Source organism: Streptomyces hyaluromycini (assembly GCF_002217755.1).
Classification (GTDB): Bacteria; Actinomycetota; Actinomycetes; order Streptomycetales; family Streptomycetaceae; genus Streptomyces; species Streptomyces hyaluromycini.
The window spans coordinates 322,090-341,288 of record NZ_BCFL01000024.1; the positions used below are offsets into that span (position 1 = coordinate 322,090).

The following is a 19,199-nucleotide window of genomic DNA, read 5'->3' on the forward strand; positions in this document are numbered from 1 at the left end:
GACGTCGACGGACGCCTCGGTCGGGCCGTAGAGGTTGTGGAGTTCGGCGTCGAGCACCTCGTGGAAGCGGCGGGTGAGGGCGGCCGGGAGCGCCTCGCCGCTGCACAGCACGCGGCGCAGGCCGGTGCGGCCGGCGGCCGTCGGCTCCTCCAGGAAGAGCCGCAGCATGGACGGCACGAAGTGGACGGTGGTGACGTCCTGTTCGCGGATCAGCGCGGCCAGGTAGGCGGGGTCGCGGTGGCCCTCGGGCCGGGCGACGACCAGCGTGGCGCCGGTGATCAGCGGCCAGAAGAACTCCCACACCGACACGTCGAAGCTGGACGGCGTCTTCTGCAGCACCCGGTCGTGCGCGCCGAGGCGGTAGGTGTCCTGCATCCACAGCAGGCGGTTGACGATGCCCTCGTGCGGGACGACCACGCCCTTGGGGCGGCCGGTGGAGCCGGAGGTGTAGATGACGTACGCCGGATGCCGGGGGTCGTACGACGTCGGCAGCTCGCCCTGCGGGCCGGTGGGCAGGACGTCGCGGATCACGCACACCGGGCGGGCGTCCTCGACCATGAGGGCGAGCCGGTCCGCCGGGTAGTCCGGGTCCAGCGGCAGGTAGGCGGCACCGGCGCGGTGCGCGGCGAGGAGGGCCACGACCAGGTCGGCCGAGCGCGGCAGGGCGACGGCGACGGTCCGCTCCGGACCCGCGCCGAGACCGGCCAGCACCCGGGCGGTGTGCTCGACCCGGGCGTCCAGCTCGGCATAGGTGAGCCGCTGCTCCTCGAAGACGAGGGCGGTGGCGTCGGGGGTGCGGGCAACCTGGGCACGGAACAGCTCGGGGAGCGTGCGGTCCGGGACCGTCCTGGCGGTGTCGTTCCAGCCGGTGAGGACACGGGCCCGCTCGTCCTCGTCGAGGATGTCCAGGTCCCCGAGCAGGGCGTCCGGTTCGGCGGCTGCGTGTGCGAGGAGCCGGGCGGCGCGGCCGGCCAGGGCTTCGGCCGTGCTGTGGTCGAAGAGGTCGGTGGCGTACTCCAGGAGCAGGACCACGCGGTCGGACTCGTCGACGTAGGTGAAGTGCAGGTCGAACTTGGCCATGCCGGTGTCCATGTCGGTCCACTCGGTGGCCAGGCCGAGCACGTCGGGGTCGCCGTCGGGCCGGTGGTGGTAGCCGAGCATGACCTGGAAGAGCGGGTTGCGGCCGGCCGCCCGGGGCGGGTTGAGGGCCTCCACCACCCGGTCGAACGGCAGGTCCTGGTACTCGAAGGCGGACAGCGACGACTCCCGGACCCGGCCGAGGAGTTCACGGAACGTCAGCCCGTCGCCGGACAGGTCGGTGCGCAGCACCAGGGTGTTGACGAAGAAGCCCACCAGGTCGCCGAGCGCCTCGTCGGTGCGGCCCGCGATGGGCGCGCCGAGGGGGATGTCGTCGCCCGCGCCGAGCCGGTGCAGCAGGGCGGCGGTGGCGGCCTGGAACAGCATGAACATGCTGGTGCCGGTGGCCGCCGTGAGGTCGCGCAGGGCGAGGCCGGTGGCAGCGGGCAGCTCCAGCCGGACCTTGCCACCGCGTCCGGTCGGCTCGGCGGGGCGGGGCCGGTCGGAGGGCAGCGTCAGCTCGTCGGGCAGCCCGCGCAAGGCGTCCCGCCAGTAGGCGAGTTGGGTCTCACCACTGGTCGCGAGCAGCTCCCGCTGCCAGAGGGTGTAGTCGGCGTACTGCACGGGCAGCGGCGCCCACTCCGGGGCCCGGTCCGCGCGGCGGGCCGCGTAGGCGGTGTCGAGGTCGGCGAGGAACGGCCGGTCGGACCACTCGTCGGTGGTGATGTGGTGCAGGACGACCGCCACCACGTGGTCGCCGTCGGCCAGCCGGAACACCTCGCAGCGCAGCGGGAGTTCGGCCGTGAGGTCGAAGGGACGGCGCTGGGCCGCCTCGATCAGCGCGGGCAGCGCCTCCTCGGTGGCCGCTGCGACGGTGAGGGCCGGGTGGGCCTCCTCGGCGGGGACGATCCGCTGGTACGGCTCGCCGTCGTGGGCCGGGAACACGGTGCGCAGCGCCTCGTGGCGGGCGGCCACGTCCCGCAGGGCGGCGCGCAGGGCCTCGGTGTCGAGGTCGCCGCGCAGCCGGAAGACCAGCGGGAAGTTGTAGGCGACACCGCTGCCGGTGATCTGCTCGACGAGCAGCAGCCGGCGCTGGGCCGGGGACAGCGGGATCCGGGCGGGCCGGTCGGTCACCGGGGTGACGGACGGCCGGGCGGGGTTCGCCGCGCCGACGCGGGCGGCGAGCCGGGCCGGGGTGGGGGCCTCGAAGAGGTCGCGGATGGCGAGTTCGGCGCCCAGTTCGGTGCGGGCGCGGCTGACCAGCCGGGTGGCGAGCAGCGAGTGGCCGCCCAGGTCGAAGAAGTTGTCCTCCGCACCGGCCGCGGGCAGCCCGAGCACCTCCGCGAACAGGCGGCAGAGCACCTCCTCCTGCGGGGTGCGGGGGCCGCGTCCGCCGCCGAGGGCGACGGCGGGTTCGGCCTCGGGCAGGGCGCGCACGTCCAGCTTGCCGTTGGCGTTCATGGGCAGGCCGTCGACGGTGACGAAGGCGGCCGGGACCATGTACTCGGGCAGCTCCCGGCCGAGGTCCTCGCGCAACCGCCGGACCAGGGCGCTGGTCTCGCGGGCGGCGGTGGGGTCGTTGGCGTAGGGGGCGGTACCGCCGCCGGGGCGGAACAGGCCGCCGGCGAGCCGGTGTCCTGCGGTCAGGAAGACCGCGTCGTAGGTACCGGTCCGCGCCGACCAGGTGGTCAGTACCCGGTATCCGGCGTCCGCGCCGAGCGCGTGCAGGGTCTCCGGGTCGACGCCGTCCTCGACGGTGCGGCCGTCCGGAATGCCGGTGACGCGCAGGGCGGCGGGCCGTTCGACGCGCGGGCGGTCGCCGATCCGGCCGGTCAACCGGCCGGTCGAATCCAGCAGTTGGCCGACAGCCTCGGAGGTCCAGCCGCCGCGGGCGAGTTCGCCCACGGTGTGGGCGGTGGTCCACTCGACCGTCGGCGCGTCGTCCAGGCGGACGTCCGGCTCACCGGCGTACAGGACGACGTCGTAGCGGTGCCGGGTCAGCTCGTTGTGGTGGCGGCCGCGCTTGGTGCGCAGGTCGACGCCGTAGCCGAGGGTGGTGAAGTAGTCGGGGTCGACCAGGAGTTCCTTCTCCAGGCGCAGCCCGCGCTCCACCGCCCGCTCCAGGTCGGCCGCCGCCGTTCCGCGGGCGCACTGGATCTCGGTGTGGAAGGTCCGGGCGAGCCGCAGGTTGCGGACGTCGCCGACGAACAGGGCGCCGCCGGGCGCGAGCAGCTCCATGGCGCCGTCGATGACGGCGGTGAGGTACTCGATGCTCGGGAAGTACTGGATGACGGAGTTGACGACGATCGTGTCGAAGTGGCCGGCGGGCAGGCCGCTCAGGTCGTCGGCGGGCCGGCACCGCAGTTCCACTCGGGAAGCCAGCTCGGGGTCCCGGGCCCGCAGCTCCGCGCCGATCTTGCGGATCACCGGGGCGGCGAAGTCGGTCGCCCAGTACTCCTCGGCGTCCGGGGCGAGCCGGGAGAGCAGCAGGCCGGAGCCGACGCCGATTTCGAGGATGCGGCGCGGCTTGAGGGCGCGGATGCGGGCGACGGTGGCCTCGCGCCACTCGTGCATCTGCTCGAAGGGGATGGGCCGGCCGTCGTAGGAGCTGTCCCAGCCGTCGTACTGCTCGGTGAAGACGGCGGTGCCGATCTCCTCGTACTCGTCGGAGTAGATCTCCTGCCACTCCCCCACCTGCGCGGCCTCGGCGGCGGTGCGGTCGGCGGGGTCGGCGCCGGAGGGCACGACGTAGCCGACGAGACGTTCGTCGCGGACCACGACCGCGGCCTGGGAGACCAGCGGGTGGCGGCTGAGGGCGGTCTCGATCTCGCCGGGTTCGACGCGGTAGCCGCGGATCTTGACCTGGTCGTCGGTGCGGCCGAGGAAGTCGAGGTTGCCGTCGGGGCCCCGGCGCACCAGGTCTCCGGTGCGGTACATGCGCTCGCCCGGCTCGCCGAACGGGTCGGCGACGAACCGCTCCGCGGTCAGGGCGGGCCGGTCGAGGTAGCCGCGGGCGAGTCCGATGCCCGCGATGTACAGCTCGCCGGGGACGCCGTCGGGCACCGGGCGCAGCCAGGCGTCCAGGAGGTGGGCGCGGGTGCCGCGGATCGGCTTGCCCACGGTGGGGGTGTCGGAGTCGAGGGTGCCGCCGCCGAGGGTGTTGATGGTGTACTCGGTCGGCCCGTACAGGTTGTAGCCGTAGGTACCCTCGGTGTCGCGCAGGGCCGCCCACACCGTCTCCGGGACCGCCTCGCCGCCGAGCAGGACCAGCGGCGGCACATGCCCCTCCAGCAGGCCCTGCTCGATCAACAGCCTGGCATACGTGGGCGTCACGTTGACGACGTCGACGCGGTGCTGCTCGCAGTAGGCGACCAGCGCCTCCGCGTCGCGCCGCAACTCCTCGTCGCAGACGTGCACTTCATGGCCCTCGACCAGCCAGAGCAGTTCCTCCCACGACATGTCGAAGGCGAAGGACACGGTGTGCGCGATCCGCAGCCGTCGGCCGCCCGCGGCGGCGATCGCCGGCTCGAAGATCTCCTTCTGGTGGTTGAGCTGCATGTTCGTCAGACCCCGGTAGGGGGTGACGACGCCCTTGGGGCGGCCGGTGGAGCCGGAGGTGTAGATGACGTAGGCGGGGTGTTCGAGGCTGAAGCGGCGGCGGACGGGGGTGTCCGGCAGCCCGGCCAGTTCGTCCTGCACCGCCCGGTCGTCGAGCAGGACGCGCGGCAGGTCGTCGCCGTCGAGGGTCGCGGAGACGGCGGCGGTGGAGAGCAGGAGCAGCGGGCGGGCGTCGGCCAGCATCAGGGAGAGCCGGTCGGCCGGGTGGTCCAGTTCCAGGGGCAGGTAGGCGGCGCCGGTGCGCAGGACGGCGAAGAGCGCGACCACCATGTCCAGGGATCGGCCCAGGCCGAGCGCGATGACCCGCTCCGGACCGGCGCCCCGCTCGATGAGCAGCCGGGCCATCCGGTTGACGGCCGCGTCGAGTTCGGCGTAGGTCAGCGCGCGCTCGCCGAGGACGAGGGCACGGGCGTCCGGGGTGCGCGCGGCCTGGGCGGTGAGCAGGTCGGCGACGGTCTCCTCGGGGACCTCGACCCGGCCGGCCGCCCGCTCCTCGCGCAGCGCCGCGTGCTCGGCGGGCAGCAGCGGGTCGAGGGAGCCCACGGGTGCCGTGATTTCGGCGGTGAGCCGCTCGACGAGGAGGGTGAAGCGGTCGAGCAGGGCACCGGCCCGGTCGGCCGGGACCAGGTCGGGCCGGTGGGTGAGGGTGACCGTGATCCGCTGCCCGGGGGTGATGACGAGGTTGGCCGGGTAGTGGGTGGCGTCGACGTTGGCGACGGCGGTGGCGCCGTGCCGGGTGCGCAGCTCCGCCAGCCGGTCCTCGGTGTCGTTGTTGCGCAGCACGAACAGCGTGTCGAACAGCTTGCGGTGCCCGGTCTCGGCCTGGAGCACGCCGAGGCTGAGATGCTCGTACGGCATCAGGTCGAGGCGCTCGCCCTGGATGCGGCGGAGCAGGTCGAGGACCGGCTCGGCGGGGTCGAAGGCGATCCGGGTGGGGACGGTGTTGAGGAACAGGCCGATGATGTTCCCGACGTCGTGGACCTCGCTGGGCCGGCCGGCGACGGTGGTGCCGAACACGACGTCGGTGCGGCCGGTCGCGGCGGCGAGGGTGAGGCCCCAGGCCGCGTTGAGCAGGGTGTTCAAGGTGAGGCCGTGGACGCGGCCGGTCTCCCGCAGCCGGTCGCCGAGTCCGGCGGTGAGGCGTACGTCGAGCTGGTCGGGGATGACCGGTTCGAGGCCGTCGGCGGCCGTCGGGGCGAGCAGGGTGGGCTCCTCCAGACCGGCCAGCGCGGTGCGCCAGGCGGCGGTGGCGGCCGGGTCGTCCTGCTGGTCCAGCCAGGTCAGGTAGTCCCGGTAGCTGCCGGGGCCGGGCAGCGCGGAGGCGTCGCCGCCGGTCTCGTACAGGGCGAACAGTTCGTCCAGGAGGAGCCAGGCCGACCAGCCGTCCCAGAGGATCAGGTGGCGGCCGATGACGAGTCGGTCGCCGCGCCCGGCGCCGAGGCGCAGCAGGAGCAGCCGGAACAGCGGGGGTGCGGACAGGTCGAACCGCCGGTTGCGTTCGGCCTCGGTCAACACCCGCACCCGCTCGTCCTGTTCGGCGGCCGGGAGGTGGGAGAGGTCGACCTCGTCGAGCGGGATCTCCGGGGTTTGCGGGGTCTCGACGATGAACTGCACCGGCTGGTCGAGGCCTTCGCTGGTGAAGCCCGCGCGGAGACCCGGATTGCGGTCGAGGAGCGTGCGCGCGGCGGCGCGCAGCCGGGCCGGGTCCAGGCCGGCGGCGAAGTCGAAGGTCTCGTGGACGGTGTAGACGTCCAACGCGCCCTGGTCGTAGGCCGAGTGGAAGAACAGGCCCTCCTGGAGGGGGGCCAGCGGCCAGACGTCGGCGACGGCGGCCGGGGCGGCGAGCGCGCGGATCCGGGCGTGTTCGGCGTCGGTGAGGGTGAAGGCGGCAGCGGCGGCGGGCGCGGTGGCCGTGGTGGTACCGGCGGTGGCCGCGAGGGCGGCGGGCGTGCGGTGGGTGAAGACGTCCCGTGGGGTGAGGTCCAGGCCGGCCGCGCGGGCCCGGCCGGCGACGCCGATGGAGCTGATGCTGTCGCCGCCGAGCCGGAAGAAGTCGTCGTCCGGGCCGACGTCGGCGATGCCGAGGACGGCCGCGAAGATCTCGGTGAGCCGCCGCTCCGCCGGTCCCGCGGGCTCGCGGCGGGCGGCGCGCTCGGCCTCGGGGGCGGGTAGCGCGGCCTGGTCGAGCTTGCCGCTGGGGGTGAGCGGCAGGTCGGCGAGGACGACGTAGTCCTCGGGGACCAACGGTGCGGGCAGTGCCTCGGCGAGGGCGGCGCGCAGGGCGGCGGGGTCGGCGACGGCACCGGCCGCCGGGACGGCATAGGCGACCAGGCGCTGGTCGCGGACGACCACGGCACCGCGCGCCACCGCCGGGAGCCGGGTCAACGCGGCCTCGATCTCGCCGAGTTCGATGCGGTTGCCGCGCAGCTTGACCTGCCGGTCGGTGCGGCCGAGGTAGTCGAGGGTGCCTCCCCCAGCCTCCGGCCGGGGGGACCCCCAGGGGCGGCGGCGCACCAGGTCGCCGGTGCGGTACATGCGCGCGCCGGGCACAGCCGCGTACGGGTCGGCGACGAAACGGTCGGCGGTGAGCGCGGGGCGCCGGTGGTAGCCGCGGGCCAGCTGGACGCCGGTCAGGTACAGCTCGCCGGGCACCCCGTCGGGCACCGGGCGCAGGCAGGCGTCCAGCACCCGCAGGCCGGTGTTCCACACGGGCCGTCCGATGGGCACGGTGGTGCCGGGCGCGCCGTCGTAGGCGTGGTGGGTCACGTCGACGGCGGCCTCGGTGGGGCCGTACAGGTTGTGCAGCGGTACGCCGGTCAGGTCGCGCCAGCGCCGGGCCGCCGCGCCGGACAGGGCCTCGCCGCTGCTGAAGACGCGGCGCAGACCGGCCGCCCAGGTCGGATCGGCGGTGACCTCTTCGGCGGCGAGGAACGCGTCCAGCATCGACGGCACGAAGTGCATCGTCGTCACGCCCTCGGCCCGGATCAGCCGGGCCAGGTAGGCGGGGTCGCGGTGCCCGTCGGGCGCGGCGAGCACGACCGCGGCGCCCTCGTGCAGCGCCCAGAAGAACTCCCAGACGCTGACGTCGAAACTGGACGGGGTCTTCTGCAGCACCCGGTCGTCGGGGGCCAGTCCGTACGCGCCCTGCATCCAGGCGAGCCGGTTGCCGATCGCGCGGTGGGTGACGACGACGCCCTTGGGGCGGCCGGTGGAGCCGGAGGTGTAGATGAGGTAGGCGGGGTGGTCGGGGGTGAGGGGTGCGGTGTCGGGTACCTCCTCGGGCACGTCGCCTTCGTCCTCGACGTGCACGACCTCCAGTCCGTCCACCGCGGGCAGGCGTACGGCGTCCCGTGCCGTGGTGACGACGGTCCGGGCGCCGGAGTCGGTGAGCATGTACGCGATGCGGTCGGCCGGGTAGTCGAGGTCGACCGGCAGGTAGGCGGCGCCGGACTTCAGCACCCCGAGCAGGGCGACCATCAGCTCGGCCGAGCGCGGCACGGCGACGGCGACGAACCGGTCGGGCCCGGCGCCGCGGGCGCGCAGCCGGCGGGCCAACCGCTCGGCACAGGCGTCGAGTTCGGCGTAGGTGAGGGCGGTGCCCTCGTACACGACGGCGGTGGCGTCGGGGGTGCGGGCGGTCTGCGCGGCGATGGCGGCGGGCAGGGTGGTCGCGGGTACGGCGCGCCGCTCGCCGTCGAGGTGTACGTGCTCGCCCTCGATGAGCAGGTCGAGGGCGGCCACCGGGCGTGCCGTGTCCTCGGCGAGGGCGTCCAGGACCCGGGTGAGCCGGTCGGCGAGCAGTCGCACGGCCTCGCCGGAGACCCGGTTCGCGTGGTGCTTGAGGCGCAGGTCGAGTCGGCGGCCGGGCTTGACGATCAGGGCCAGCGGATAGTGCACGGCGTCGTGGAAGGCGTGCCCGGCCAGCCGGACCGTGCCGGTGGGGTCGGCGAGGTCCGGTTCGGCGGGATAGTTCTCGAACACCACCAGGGTGTCGAAGAGTTCGCCGCCGCCCGCGTGCCCGGCGGCCCGCTGGATCTCGGCGAGGCCGAGGTGCTGGTGGTCCAGCAGGGCGCTCTGCTCCTGCTGGAGGCGTTCCAGGACGGCGCCGAGGGGGTCGACGGGGGCCCAGTTCAGCCGGGTGGGCAGGGTGTTGATGAACAGGCCGACCATCGACTCGATGCCGGGCACGGCGGCGTCGCGGCCGGAGACGGTGGTGCCGAAGACCACGTCCTGGCGGCCGGTCAGCCCGGCCAGCAGCAGGCCCCAGGCGGCCTGGACGACCGTGCCGAGGGTGACGCCGTGTTCGCGGGCGCGGGCGGTGAGCCGGGCGGTGGTGCGCTCGGGCAGTTCGACACGGAGCTGGGCGGGCTCGATCGGCCCGGCGGCCGGGGTCTCGACCAGGCGGGTGGGCTCGTCGATCCCGGCGAGGGCGGTCCGCCAGGCGTCCCGGGCGGCCTGGCGGTCGGCGCGCGCGACGCGGGCCAGGTAGCCGCGGTACGGGGCGACTTCGGGCAGCGGGGCGGGCTGCTCGCCGTAGAGGGCGAGGAGTTCGCGGTGCAGGACCGGCAGGGACCAGCCGTCGGCCACGATGTGATGGAAGGTCAGGATCAGACGGCTGCGCTCCTCGCCCAGCCGGACCAGGGCGCAGCGCAGCAGCGGCGGCCGGGCGAGGTCGAAGCGGCGGGCGCGTTCGTCGGCGGCGACAGCCTCGGCGAGGCCCGCGCGGACGGCGGTGTCCTGGGCGGACAGGTCGACCTCGCGCCACGGCACGTCGAGGCCGGTGGCGACGAGCTGGGCCGGGCGGCCGCCGGGGAACTGGCGGAAGCAGGCCCGCAGCGGGGCGTGCCGGTCGAGGAGCCGCTGGGCGGCCTGCCGCAGGAGGCCGCCGTCGACGGGTCCGGCGAGTTCGACCACCTGCTGGACGACGTAGGCGTCGTGCTCGGCGCCGTCCACGAGGGCGTGGAAGAAGAAGCCCTCCTGGAGCGGGCCGAGCGGCAGGACCTCGGCGACCGTGAGCGGGTCGTCGCCCTGGAGCGCGGCGAGTTCGCCGGGGGTCGGCGGGTCCCAGGGGGCGGCGGCCTGGTCCTCGGCGGCGTCGGCGGTGCGGGCGACGCCGGCGAGCTGGGCGACCGTGCGGTGCCGGAAGACGTCCCGCGGGGTCAGCTCCAGACCGGCCCGGCGGGCCAGGACGAGCAGCTGGATGGCGACGATGCTGTCCCCGCCGAGCGCGAAGAAGTCGTCGTCGACGGTCACCGAGGGCACCCGCAGGGCGCGTGCGTACAGGTCGCACAGCAGCCGCTCGCGTTCGGTGCGCGGGGCCCGGCCGGAGCTGAGCAGGCCGTAGTCCGGGACCGGCAGGGCGGCGGAGTCGAGCTTGCCGCTGGGGGTGACGGGGAGCCGGTCCAGCGGGACGAGGGCGGCCGGGACCATGTACTCGGGCAGGAACTCGGCCGCGTGCGCGCGCAGCCCGGCCATCAGCGCGGTGACGTTGCGGAACGGCGCCGGGCGGTTGGCGTGCGGGTGGGCCTGGCCGGTGACGTACAGCGGGCCGAGCGGGGTGTCGGCGCCGCGTGCGAACACCGCGTCGAGGCTGCCGTCCTCGGCGTCCGCGGTCCAGGTGAGGGCGGCCCGGTAGCCGTGCCGGGCGGCGGTCTCGTGCAGGGCCTCCGGGTCGACGCCGGCGCTGCCGGTGCGGCTGCTGTCGTCGAGGGCGCCGAGCACGGCCAGGTCGGGGGCGAGGCGGGCGTTGGGGATGCCGGTGACGCGGAGGCGGGCGGGGCGGTCCGCGGAGACGAGGTAGGTGTCGAGGGCCTCGGGGGTACCGAGTGCGGACCACCGAAGGTTCTGTGCGGCGAGGGCCGGCAAGTGGGTGCCGGGCCGCAGCACGACGTCGTACCGGTACCGGGTCAGCTCGTTGTGGTGGACGCCCCGCTTGACGCGTATGTCCGCCGTGAAGCCGTCCAGGGTCGCGAAGTAGTCGGGGTCGACAAGGAGTTCGCCCTCCCAGGCCACGGCCCGGTCGACCGCGGCGCGCAGGGCTTCCTTCTCCTCGGTGCGGGCACGGCCCGACTCGATGGCGGCGGCCAGCGTCCGCAGCAGCCGGAGGTTGCGCACGTCGCCGATGAACAACGAACCGCCGGGCGCGAGCAGTCGGGCCGCCGACCGCAGGACGTCGGTGAGGTAGTCGGCGCCCGGGAAGTACTGGACGACGGAGTTGACGACGATCGTGTCGAAGTGGCCGGCGGGCAGTCCGGTCAGCTCGTGTGCGGGACGGGCGTGCAGAGTGACCCTGCCGGCCAGTTCCGGAACGGCATCGACCTGGGCGCGCAGCGCGCGTACCGCCTCCTCGGAGAGGTCGGTGCCGACGTACTCGGCGCAGTCGGGGGCGATCCGGGAGAGCAGCAGGCCGCTGCCGACGCCGATCTCCAGGACGCGGCGGGGCCGCAGTTCGCGGATCCGGGCGACGGTCGCGTCCCGCCACTCGCGCAGGTCGGCGAGCGGGAGGGGCAGGCCGTCGTACATGCTGTTCCAGCCCGCGAAGTTCTCCTCGAAGCCGTCGGATCCGGCGGCGGAGTAGAGGAGTTCGTGCAGGTCCTTCCAGTCGGCCACGGCCTCGGTGGCCTCGGCGGCGGTGTCCAGGGAAGGTACGACGTAAGCGGCCAGGCGACGGTCGCCGGGGCGGTCCTCGCGGACCACGACGGCGGCCTGGTCGACGGCCGGGTGGGCGCGCAGCACCGACTCGATCTCGCCTGGCTCGATGCGGAAGCCGCGGATCTTGATCTGGCTGTCGACGCGGCCGTGGAACTCAAGGCGCCCGTCGGACTTCCAGCGGACCAGGTCGCCGGTGCGGTACAGCCGTTCGCCGGGCGCGCCGAACGGGTCGGCGACGAACCGCTCGGCGGTCAGCGCGGGCCGGCCGAGGTAGCCGCGGGCGAGTCCGGCGCCGCCGAGGTACAACTCGCCCACCACACCGGCGGGTACGGGCCGCAGCCGCTCGTCGAGGACGTAGGCGCGGGTGCCCGGGTCGGGAACGCCGATGGGCACGATGGTGCCTGCCGGGGTGTCCGGGTCGCAGCGGCCGAGGGTGGAGTTGGTGGTGGCCTCGGTGGGTCCGTAGGCGTTGAACATCATCCGGCCGCGCGCGTAGCGGCCGACCAGTTCGGGCGAGACGCGCTCGGTGCCGGCCAGCAGGGTGGCGGTGGGCGGGAGTCGCACGTCGTCGGGCATGGCCGCCAGCAGCGCGGGCGGCAGGATCATGAAAGTGATGCCGTGCTCGTTCGCGTAGTCGGCGAGAGGCGCGCCGGGCACCCGGCGGTCGGCGGGTACGACGACCAGCCGGCCGCCGGAGAGCAGACCGAGGCACAGGTCCCAGAAGGCCACGTCGAAGCTGGGCGAGGCGAACTGCAGGACCCGGCTGTGCGGGCCGATCCCGAACCGCTCGCGCTGGGTGGCGACCAGCTTGGCGACGCCCGCGTGGGAGAGCACCACGCCCTTGGGGCGGCCGGTGGAGCCGGAGGTGTAGATGACGTACGCCGCGTGCGCGACCGTCAACGCGTCGGCGGTGGCGGGGTCGTGGGCCGGGTGGGCGGCCAGCTCGGCGACGGTCTCCGGGGCGTCGAGGACCAGCGTCGCCGTGCCCGGCGGCAGGTCGGGGACGATCTCGGCGGTGGTGACGAGGCAGACCGGGCGGGCGTCGTCGAGCATGTAGGCGATGCGGTCGGCCGGGTAGTCGGTGTCGACCGGGAGGTAGGCCGCGCCCGTCTTCAGTACGGCGACCTCCGCGACGATCATGTCGGCGGAGCGGGGTACGGCGAGCGCCACGACCTGCTCGGGACCGGCGCCCCGGGCGACCAGGGCGTGCGCCAACCGGGCGGCTCGGGCGTCGAGTTCGGCGTAGGTGAGGCGGACGTCCGCGTGGATGAGTGCCACTTCGCCGGGGCGGGCGGCGACCTGGTCGGCGAACATGCGCGGCCAGGTGAGCGCGGGCACGTCGTGCGCGGTGTCGTTCCAGTCGGCGAGGATCCGCTGCCGCTCGTCGGCGCCGAGGAGCCCGAGGTCGGCGACCGGGGTGCCGGGCCGGTCCAGGGCGTCGGCGAGGAGCGTGGCGTAGTGGCCGAGGACGCGGTTCACGGTGGCGGGCTCGAAGAGGTCGGCGGCGTAGTCCGCGTGCACCTGCCCGTCGGCCACGGAGAGCGCCAGGTCCAGCGGGCCGCCTTCGCCCCAGGGCGCGGTGCCGAAGCCGACGGCGCACAACAGGGCGCCGCCGCGGCCGGGTTCGGGGGCGAGCAGGCGTAGCAGCTCGGCGGTCGGCAGCCGGTGGGCGGCGGCCTGCGCGCGGACGCTCGTGACGTGCTCGCGCAACTCGGCGAACGGCATGGCCCCGTGCACCACCAGCCGCAGCGCCAGCCCCTCGTGAGCGACCGTCAGGTCCTGGGCCGCGCCGCCGCCGTACCGGTGCAGCAGGGCGGCGAAGGCGGCGAGCAGGGTGGGCTCGTCGGCCGTCCCGGCGAGCGCGGCCGTGCGGACGGCGCGCGGCCGCGGCTCCTGCGGGTGCGCCGGATGCGGGTGGTCGAACGGCAGTGAGGTCTCCGGTGCCGGTGCGGCGAACCGTTCCCGCCAGTAGTCCTCCGTGGGTGCCGTCCGCGCCGTCGAAGCAGAAGCCGAAGCCGCAGAAGAAGGTGCGGAAGAACGCGTGTTGCCCGACACAGCTGCCCGTGCCTCCCCATAGGTGTGGAACGGCTCAGCGGAGCCGCGACCGCTCGCATAGTAAGGTAAGGATTGCCTAACTCAACAGGGTCAATCCGACTTCAGCGGCCCAAGTCACAGCAGCTGAGGTTATGCTCACCTAACCTGCTATCAGGACTGTTCGCGGACCACCGGACGACGGCATGGAGACCGGCAAGTGGCTTCAGGCAGAAGGCTTCGCACCACGGTGCTGGTGACACTGATCATCGCCCTCCTGGTCCTTTTGTCCCTTCTCTCCGTGGCCCTGGGCGCGTTGAGCATCCCGCTCGACCAGGTGGTGCGCTCGGTGCTCGGGCATCCGCCGAGCCGGCTGGTCGACAACGTGATCTGGTCGGTGCGCGTCCCCCGCACCCTGCTCGGCCTGACCACGGGTGCCGCGCTCGGCATGTCCGGCGCCCTGATGCAGGCCCTGACCCGCAACCCCCTCGCGGACCCCGGCATCCTCGGGGTGAGCGCGGGCGCCTCCTTCGCGATCGTCGTGTCGGTCGCGGTGTTCGGGGTCGGATCGCTCTACGGCTATGTGTGGTTCGCGTTCGCCGGGGCGCTCGCCGCGAGCGTCCTGGTCTTCCTCCTCGGACGGCTGGGCCGCTCCGGGGCCACCCCGGTGAAGCTGGCGCTCGCCGGAGTGGCCGTCACCTCGCTGCTGTCGTCGCTGACCAGTGCCGTGGTACTCACCGACCAGGACGCGCTGGACCGTTACCGCTACTGGTCCGCCGGCACCCTGGCCGACCAGGACTCCGGCGACCTGGTACGCATCCTGCCGTTCCTCGCGGTCGGCGCCGTCCTCGCCCTGTCCTGCGCCCCGGCCCTGAACAGCCTGGCGCTCGGCGACGACGTGGCCGCCTCCCTGGGGCGGCGGCTGGGTCTGGTACGGCTCCAGGGGGTGACCGCGATCGTGCTGCTGACCGGCGCGTCGGTCGCCGTCATCGGTCCGGTGGTCTTCCTCGGCCTGGTCGTCCCGCACATCGCCCGGCTGCTCGCCCAGTTCGCCGGCATCGGCCCCGACCACCGCTGGCTGCTGCCGCTGTCCGCCGCGCTGGCGCCGGTCCTGCTGCTGTCCGCCGACATCGCGGGCCGGATGGTGGCCCGGCCCACCGAGATCCAGGCCGGTGTCCTCGTCGCCTTCCTCGGCGGCCCGTTCTTCATCGCCCTGGTCCGCCGCCGGAAACTCGCGGAGGTGTGAGCGTGCCCGCACAACCCTCTCCCGCTCCATCTCCCGCCCCTGCTCCCGCTCCCTCCGCTTCCGCCCGGCCCGCGCTGCGCGACCGGCCGTTCCGGCTGGCCGTGCCCCCGGTCTCCGGCATGCTGCGGCCGCGCCTGGTGCTGACCGGAGTGCTCGTCGGCGTGGGCGCGTTCGCGCTGTTCTGCTGGGGCCTGGCCCTCGGCGACTACCCGGTGAGCCTGCCCGACGTCGTCAAGGCCCTGTTCGGCGTGGGCGACCCCGGGACGCTGGTCGTCGTACGGGACCTGCGGCTGCCCCGCGCCCTGACCGGCCTCCTGGTCGGCCTCGCCTTCGGGGTCTCCGGGGCGGTGTTCCAGACGATGACCCGCAATCCGCTGGCCAGCCCCGACATGATCGGGCTGACCGAGGGCGCCGGCACCGCCGTGGTGGCGGCGGTGGTGTTCGGCTGGGCCGGCGGGCTCGGGCTGTCCACCGTCGGGCTGTTCGGCGCCCTGGCGACCGCGCTGCTCGTGTACGCGCTGGCCTGGAAGGGCGGGGCCACCGGCTACCGCGTCATCCTCGTCGGCATCGGCGTCTCGTGGATCTGCACCAGCGCCACCGACTTCCTGGTGGCGCGGGGCAACCGGTTCCAGGCCGAGGAGGCGCTCGGCTGGCTGGTCGGCAACCTCAACGGCCGTACCTGGGGCCAGGTGGACTCGCTGGCGATCGCCCTGGCCGTGCTGCTGCCCGTCACCCTGGGCCTGGGCCGCTGGATGCGCACGCTCCAGCTCGGCGACGACGTGGCCGCCGGGCTCGGCACCCCCGTCCAGCCGGTCCGGCTGGCCCTGCTGCTGACCGGGGTGGGCCTGGTCGCCTTCGGCACGGCGGCGGCCGGACCGGTGGCCTTCGTGGCCCTGGCCTGCCCGCAGATCGCGCTGCGGCTGGCCGGCACCTCGGCACCGCCCCCGCTCGTCTCCGGTCTCACCGGCGCGTTCGTCGTCCTCGGCGCCGACCTCCTCGCCCGCGAGGCGGTCCCCGGGACGGAACTGCCGGTCGGGATCGTCACCGGCGCCCTCGGCGCGCCGGTCCTGCTGTGGCTGCTCGTCCGCGCCAACCGCGCGGGATCTGGAGGCTGATCCCATGTCGACCACCGACCCGCACCCGCCGGGCATCCCCGAACCGTCCGCCAGGGGACCCGAGTTGCGGGCCCGCGGTCTCCATCTCGCCTACGACGGGCGGCCGGTGGTGGCAGACCTCGACCTCACCGTGCCCACCGGCCGGATCACGGCCATCGTCGGCGCCAACGCCTGCGGCAAGTCGACCCTGTTGCGCGCCCTCGCCCGGCTGCTGGCCCCGCGCCAGGGCGTCGTCGAACTGGACGGCACCACGCTGCGCTCCATACCGACCCGCGAACTCGCCCGCACACTCGGCATCCTGCCGCAGACACCGGTGGCGCCGGAGGGGCTGACCGTCGCCGACCTGGTCAACCGCGGGCGCTCCCCGCACCAGACCTGGTGGCGGCAGTGGTCGGCGGCGGACGAGGAGGCCGTGCGGGCCGCGCTGGCGGCGACCGGCCTGACCGAGCTCGCGGACCGGCCGGTGGACGAGCTCTCCGGCGGCCAGCGGCAGCGCGCGTGGATCGCCATGGCCGTCGCCCAGGGCACCCCCGTGCTGCTCCTGGACGAGCCGACGACCTATCTCGACCTCGCCCACCAGATCGACGTGCTGGACCTGGTCACGGACCTCAACCGGCGCGAGGGCCGCACGGTGGTGATGGTGCTGCACGACCTCAACCAGGCCTGCCGGTACGCCGATCACGTCATCGCCATGAAGGCCGGCCGCATCGTCGCCCAGGGCGCACCGGCCGAGGTGGTCACCGAGGCGACTGTCGAGGACGTCTTCGACCTGCGCTGCCGGATCACCCCCGACCCGGTCAGCGGCACCCCGATGGTCATCCCGCTGGGCCGCCACCACCACGACGGCGGCGACGGCCCCCGCGAGGCCGAGTCCGAGGCCGAGTCCGAGTCCGAGGACGCGGTACCGGCCTCGGTCGACTGAGCGGCCGATCGGGACTGCGGCCGGGAGAGCGGCCGGAAGGGGGCAGGTCCGGTGTCCCCCGAACCACCCCCGCGCGCCCGGGAAAGCGGCCCCAGCCGGTGCCGGGGTCCGCTCGGCGTGCCGCCCCGGGGGCGGGCGTCCGGCTCAGGGACGGGACGTCAGGTAGCCCCCCATGGTGCGGAAGTAGTCCGCCGCCGCGTGCTCCGTGCCGTCGTCCGTGCGCACCCGCCGGACCAGCAGCCCCGGGCAGCGCCCGGTGTGGGCGTCGGGGCCCGCCACGACGACCACGCCGTCGCCCTCGCGGATGAAGATCCGGCCCGGGGTGCCGCCGTAACGGCCCTCGGAGACGGCGGCGGAGACGATCCTGAGCCGCTCGCCGCGGTGGAAGGCGTAGGCGTTCGGGCACGGGTCCGACTGGGCCCGGACCAGGCGCTCCAGGCGTTCCGCGGGCCAGGTCCAGTCGATGCGGCTGTCCTCCGGGGACCGCTTGTGGAAGAAGCTGGCGCGGGTGCGGTCCTGCGGCACCCACTGGCCGGCGTCCCGGCCGGCGGCGATCAGGTCGAGCGACTCGCGCACGATGGGCGCGATCAGGTCGACGGTACGGCGGAACAGATCGGTGGCCGTGTCGGTAGGCCCGACCGGTACCGAGCGCTGTACCAGGACGTCTCCGGCGTCGAGTTCGGCGTTCATGCGGTGCGCGGTCACCCCGACCCGCTCCTCGCCGTTGATCAGCGCCCAGATGATCGGGGAGAACCCGGCGTAGGCCGGCAGCAGGGAGTCGTGGATGTTGAGGGTGCCGTGCGGGGGCAGGTCGAACAGCTCCGGGGGCAGCCAGGTCCGCCAGTTGTTGGCGACGATGATGTCCGGCCGGGACTCCCGTACGGCGGCGAGGAGTTCGGCGTCGTCGGGGCGGTTGCGGAGCAGTACCGGGACATCGTGCTTCTCGGCAAGCTCGGCGACGTTGTCGTCCCAGATCTTCTCGTAGGCGTGCTCGCTCCTCGGATGGGTGACGACGAGGACCACCTCGTGACCGGAATCCAGCAGCGCCTGCAGCGTGCGGTGACCCCAGGTCTGGTAGCCGAGCATGACGACCCGCATGACGGTCCTTCCCTTCACAGACTCCATTGCTAGGTAAGCCTTACCTTATCTAGCATGGGTCTGCCTGAGGGAGGCGATGCCAAGGTGAAATCACCGGTCATGGGTTCCGACGTCGTCCACGACATCATCGGAATCGGTTTCGGCCCGTCAAATCTCGCTCTTTCCATAGCAGTCGAGGAGCACAACGCGGGTCTCGCGGCGGACAGCCGTCTCAACGCCCTGTTCCTGGAACGGCAGCCGCGGTTCGGCTGGCACCGGGGCATGCTGATCGACGACGCCACGATGCAGGTCTCCTTCCTCAAGGACCTCGTCACCCTGCGCAACCCGACCAGCGACTACAGCTTCCTCTGCTTCCTGCGCGAACAGGGCAGACTGATCGACTTCCTGAACCAGAAGACCCTCTTCCCGCTGCGGATGGAGTTCCACGAGTACTTCGAGTGGGCGGCCGCGCGGGTCGGGCACCAGGTGTCGTACGGCAGCGAGGTGATCGCGGTGGACCCGGTGCGCGACGACGCCGGCCGGGTGACGTTCTTCGACGTCACCTGCCGCGACACGGCCCGCCCGGCGACCGCCGTGACACACCGCACGCGCAACATCAGCGTGGCGATGGGCCTTGAGCCGCATGTGCCGCCGGGGCTGGAGCTCGCCGAACGGGTCTGGCACAACAGCGAGTTGATACCGCGGGCCGAGCAACTGGCCGCGACGGGTGCGCCGGTGCGGCGGGCGGTCGTCCTCGGGGCCGGGCAGAGCGCCGCCGAGACGGTGGACTACCTGCACCGCACGTTCCCGGACGCCGAGGTCTGCTCGGTCTTCGCCAAGTACGGCTACACGCCCGCGGACGACAGCCCGTTCGCCAACCGGATCTTCGATCCGGAGGCGGTCGACGTCTACTTCTCCGCGCCGTCCGCGGTCAAGCAGTCCCTGCTGGACTACCACCGCTCCACCAACTACTCGGTCGTCGACATGGATCTGATCGAGTCGCTGTACGCCACCACGTACCGGGAGAAGGTGGCGGGGCGGGAGCGGCTGCGGTTCCTCAACGTCTCCCGTGTCCGCGACGTGGCGCCGGGCGGGGACGGCGCGGACGGCGGTCTCGACATCACCGTCGAGTTCCTGCCCACCGGCGACCAGCAGACGCTGCCCGCCGACGTCCTGGTGCTCGCCACCGGCTACCGGCCCCGGGACCTGACCGCGCTCCTGGGCGACGCGGCCAAGCTGTGCCTCAAGGACGACGGCGACGCGATCCGGGTCGGCCGGGACCACCGCGTCGAGACGGCGCCGGAGGTCGCGGCCGGCATCTACCTCCAGGGCGGCACCGAGCACACCCACGGGCTGACCAGCACCCTGCTGTCGACCGTGGCGGTCCGGGCGCAGGAGATCCACCGGTCCGTGCTCGCCGACCGGGCGACGGCGACCTGACCCGCCGCAGCCCCCGCACTCC

At 74.0% G+C, this 19,199-nt stretch carries 6 protein-coding genes; 4 read left to right on the top strand and 2 right to left on the bottom strand.

Annotated elements, in window-relative coordinates:
• Positions 1–13,401, bottom strand: a 13,401-nt coding sequence (locus SSP29_RS56795) for a non-ribosomal peptide synthetase (RefSeq protein WP_123060338.1), incomplete at its 3' end; no start/stop codon positions are given.
• Positions 13,402–13,597: 196 nt separating this feature from the next.
• Here SSP29_RS56795 and SSP29_RS32195 point away from each other — a divergent pair.
• From SSP29_RS32195 to SSP29_RS32205, 3 genes are read left to right on the top strand one after another with little or no spacing between them, the layout of a single operon-like run.
• Positions 13,598–14,623 carry a FecCD family ABC transporter permease gene (locus SSP29_RS32195; protein ID WP_150135313.1) on the top strand — a complete coding sequence of 342 codons (1,026 nt, stop codon included), beginning with the start codon at positions 13,598–13,600 and terminating at the stop codon, positions 14,621–14,623.
• Positions 14,620–15,738: a FecCD family ABC transporter permease gene (locus SSP29_RS32200; protein ID WP_089104369.1), complete on the top strand. Its 1,119-nt coding sequence runs from the start codon at positions 14,620–14,622 to the stop codon at positions 15,736–15,738. Before SSP29_RS32195 ends, SSP29_RS32200 begins: the two co-directional genes overlap by 4 nt.
• 4 nt (positions 15,739–15,742) lie before the next feature.
• Positions 15,743–16,660, top strand: coding sequence for an ABC transporter ATP-binding protein (locus SSP29_RS32205; protein WP_089104370.1), 918 nt, complete (start codon positions 15,743–15,745; stop codon positions 16,658–16,660).
• Between the two features lie 144 nt (positions 16,661–16,804).
• Here SSP29_RS32205 and SSP29_RS32210 read toward each other — a convergent pair whose 3' ends face one another.
• On the bottom strand, positions 16,805–17,758 hold the full coding sequence (locus SSP29_RS32210) for a methionyl-tRNA formyltransferase (protein ID WP_089104371.1): 954 nt from the start codon (positions 17,756–17,758) through the stop codon (positions 16,805–16,807).
• A gap of 99 nt (positions 17,759–17,857) precedes the next feature.
• Between SSP29_RS32210 and SSP29_RS32215 the strand changes: the two genes are divergently transcribed.
• Complete coding sequence (locus SSP29_RS32215) at positions 17,858–19,177, top strand: lysine N(6)-hydroxylase/L-ornithine N(5)-oxygenase family protein (protein WP_438363821.1); 1,320 nt, start codon at positions 17,858–17,860, stop codon at positions 19,175–19,177.
• Positions 19,178–19,199 lie beyond the last annotated feature (22 nt).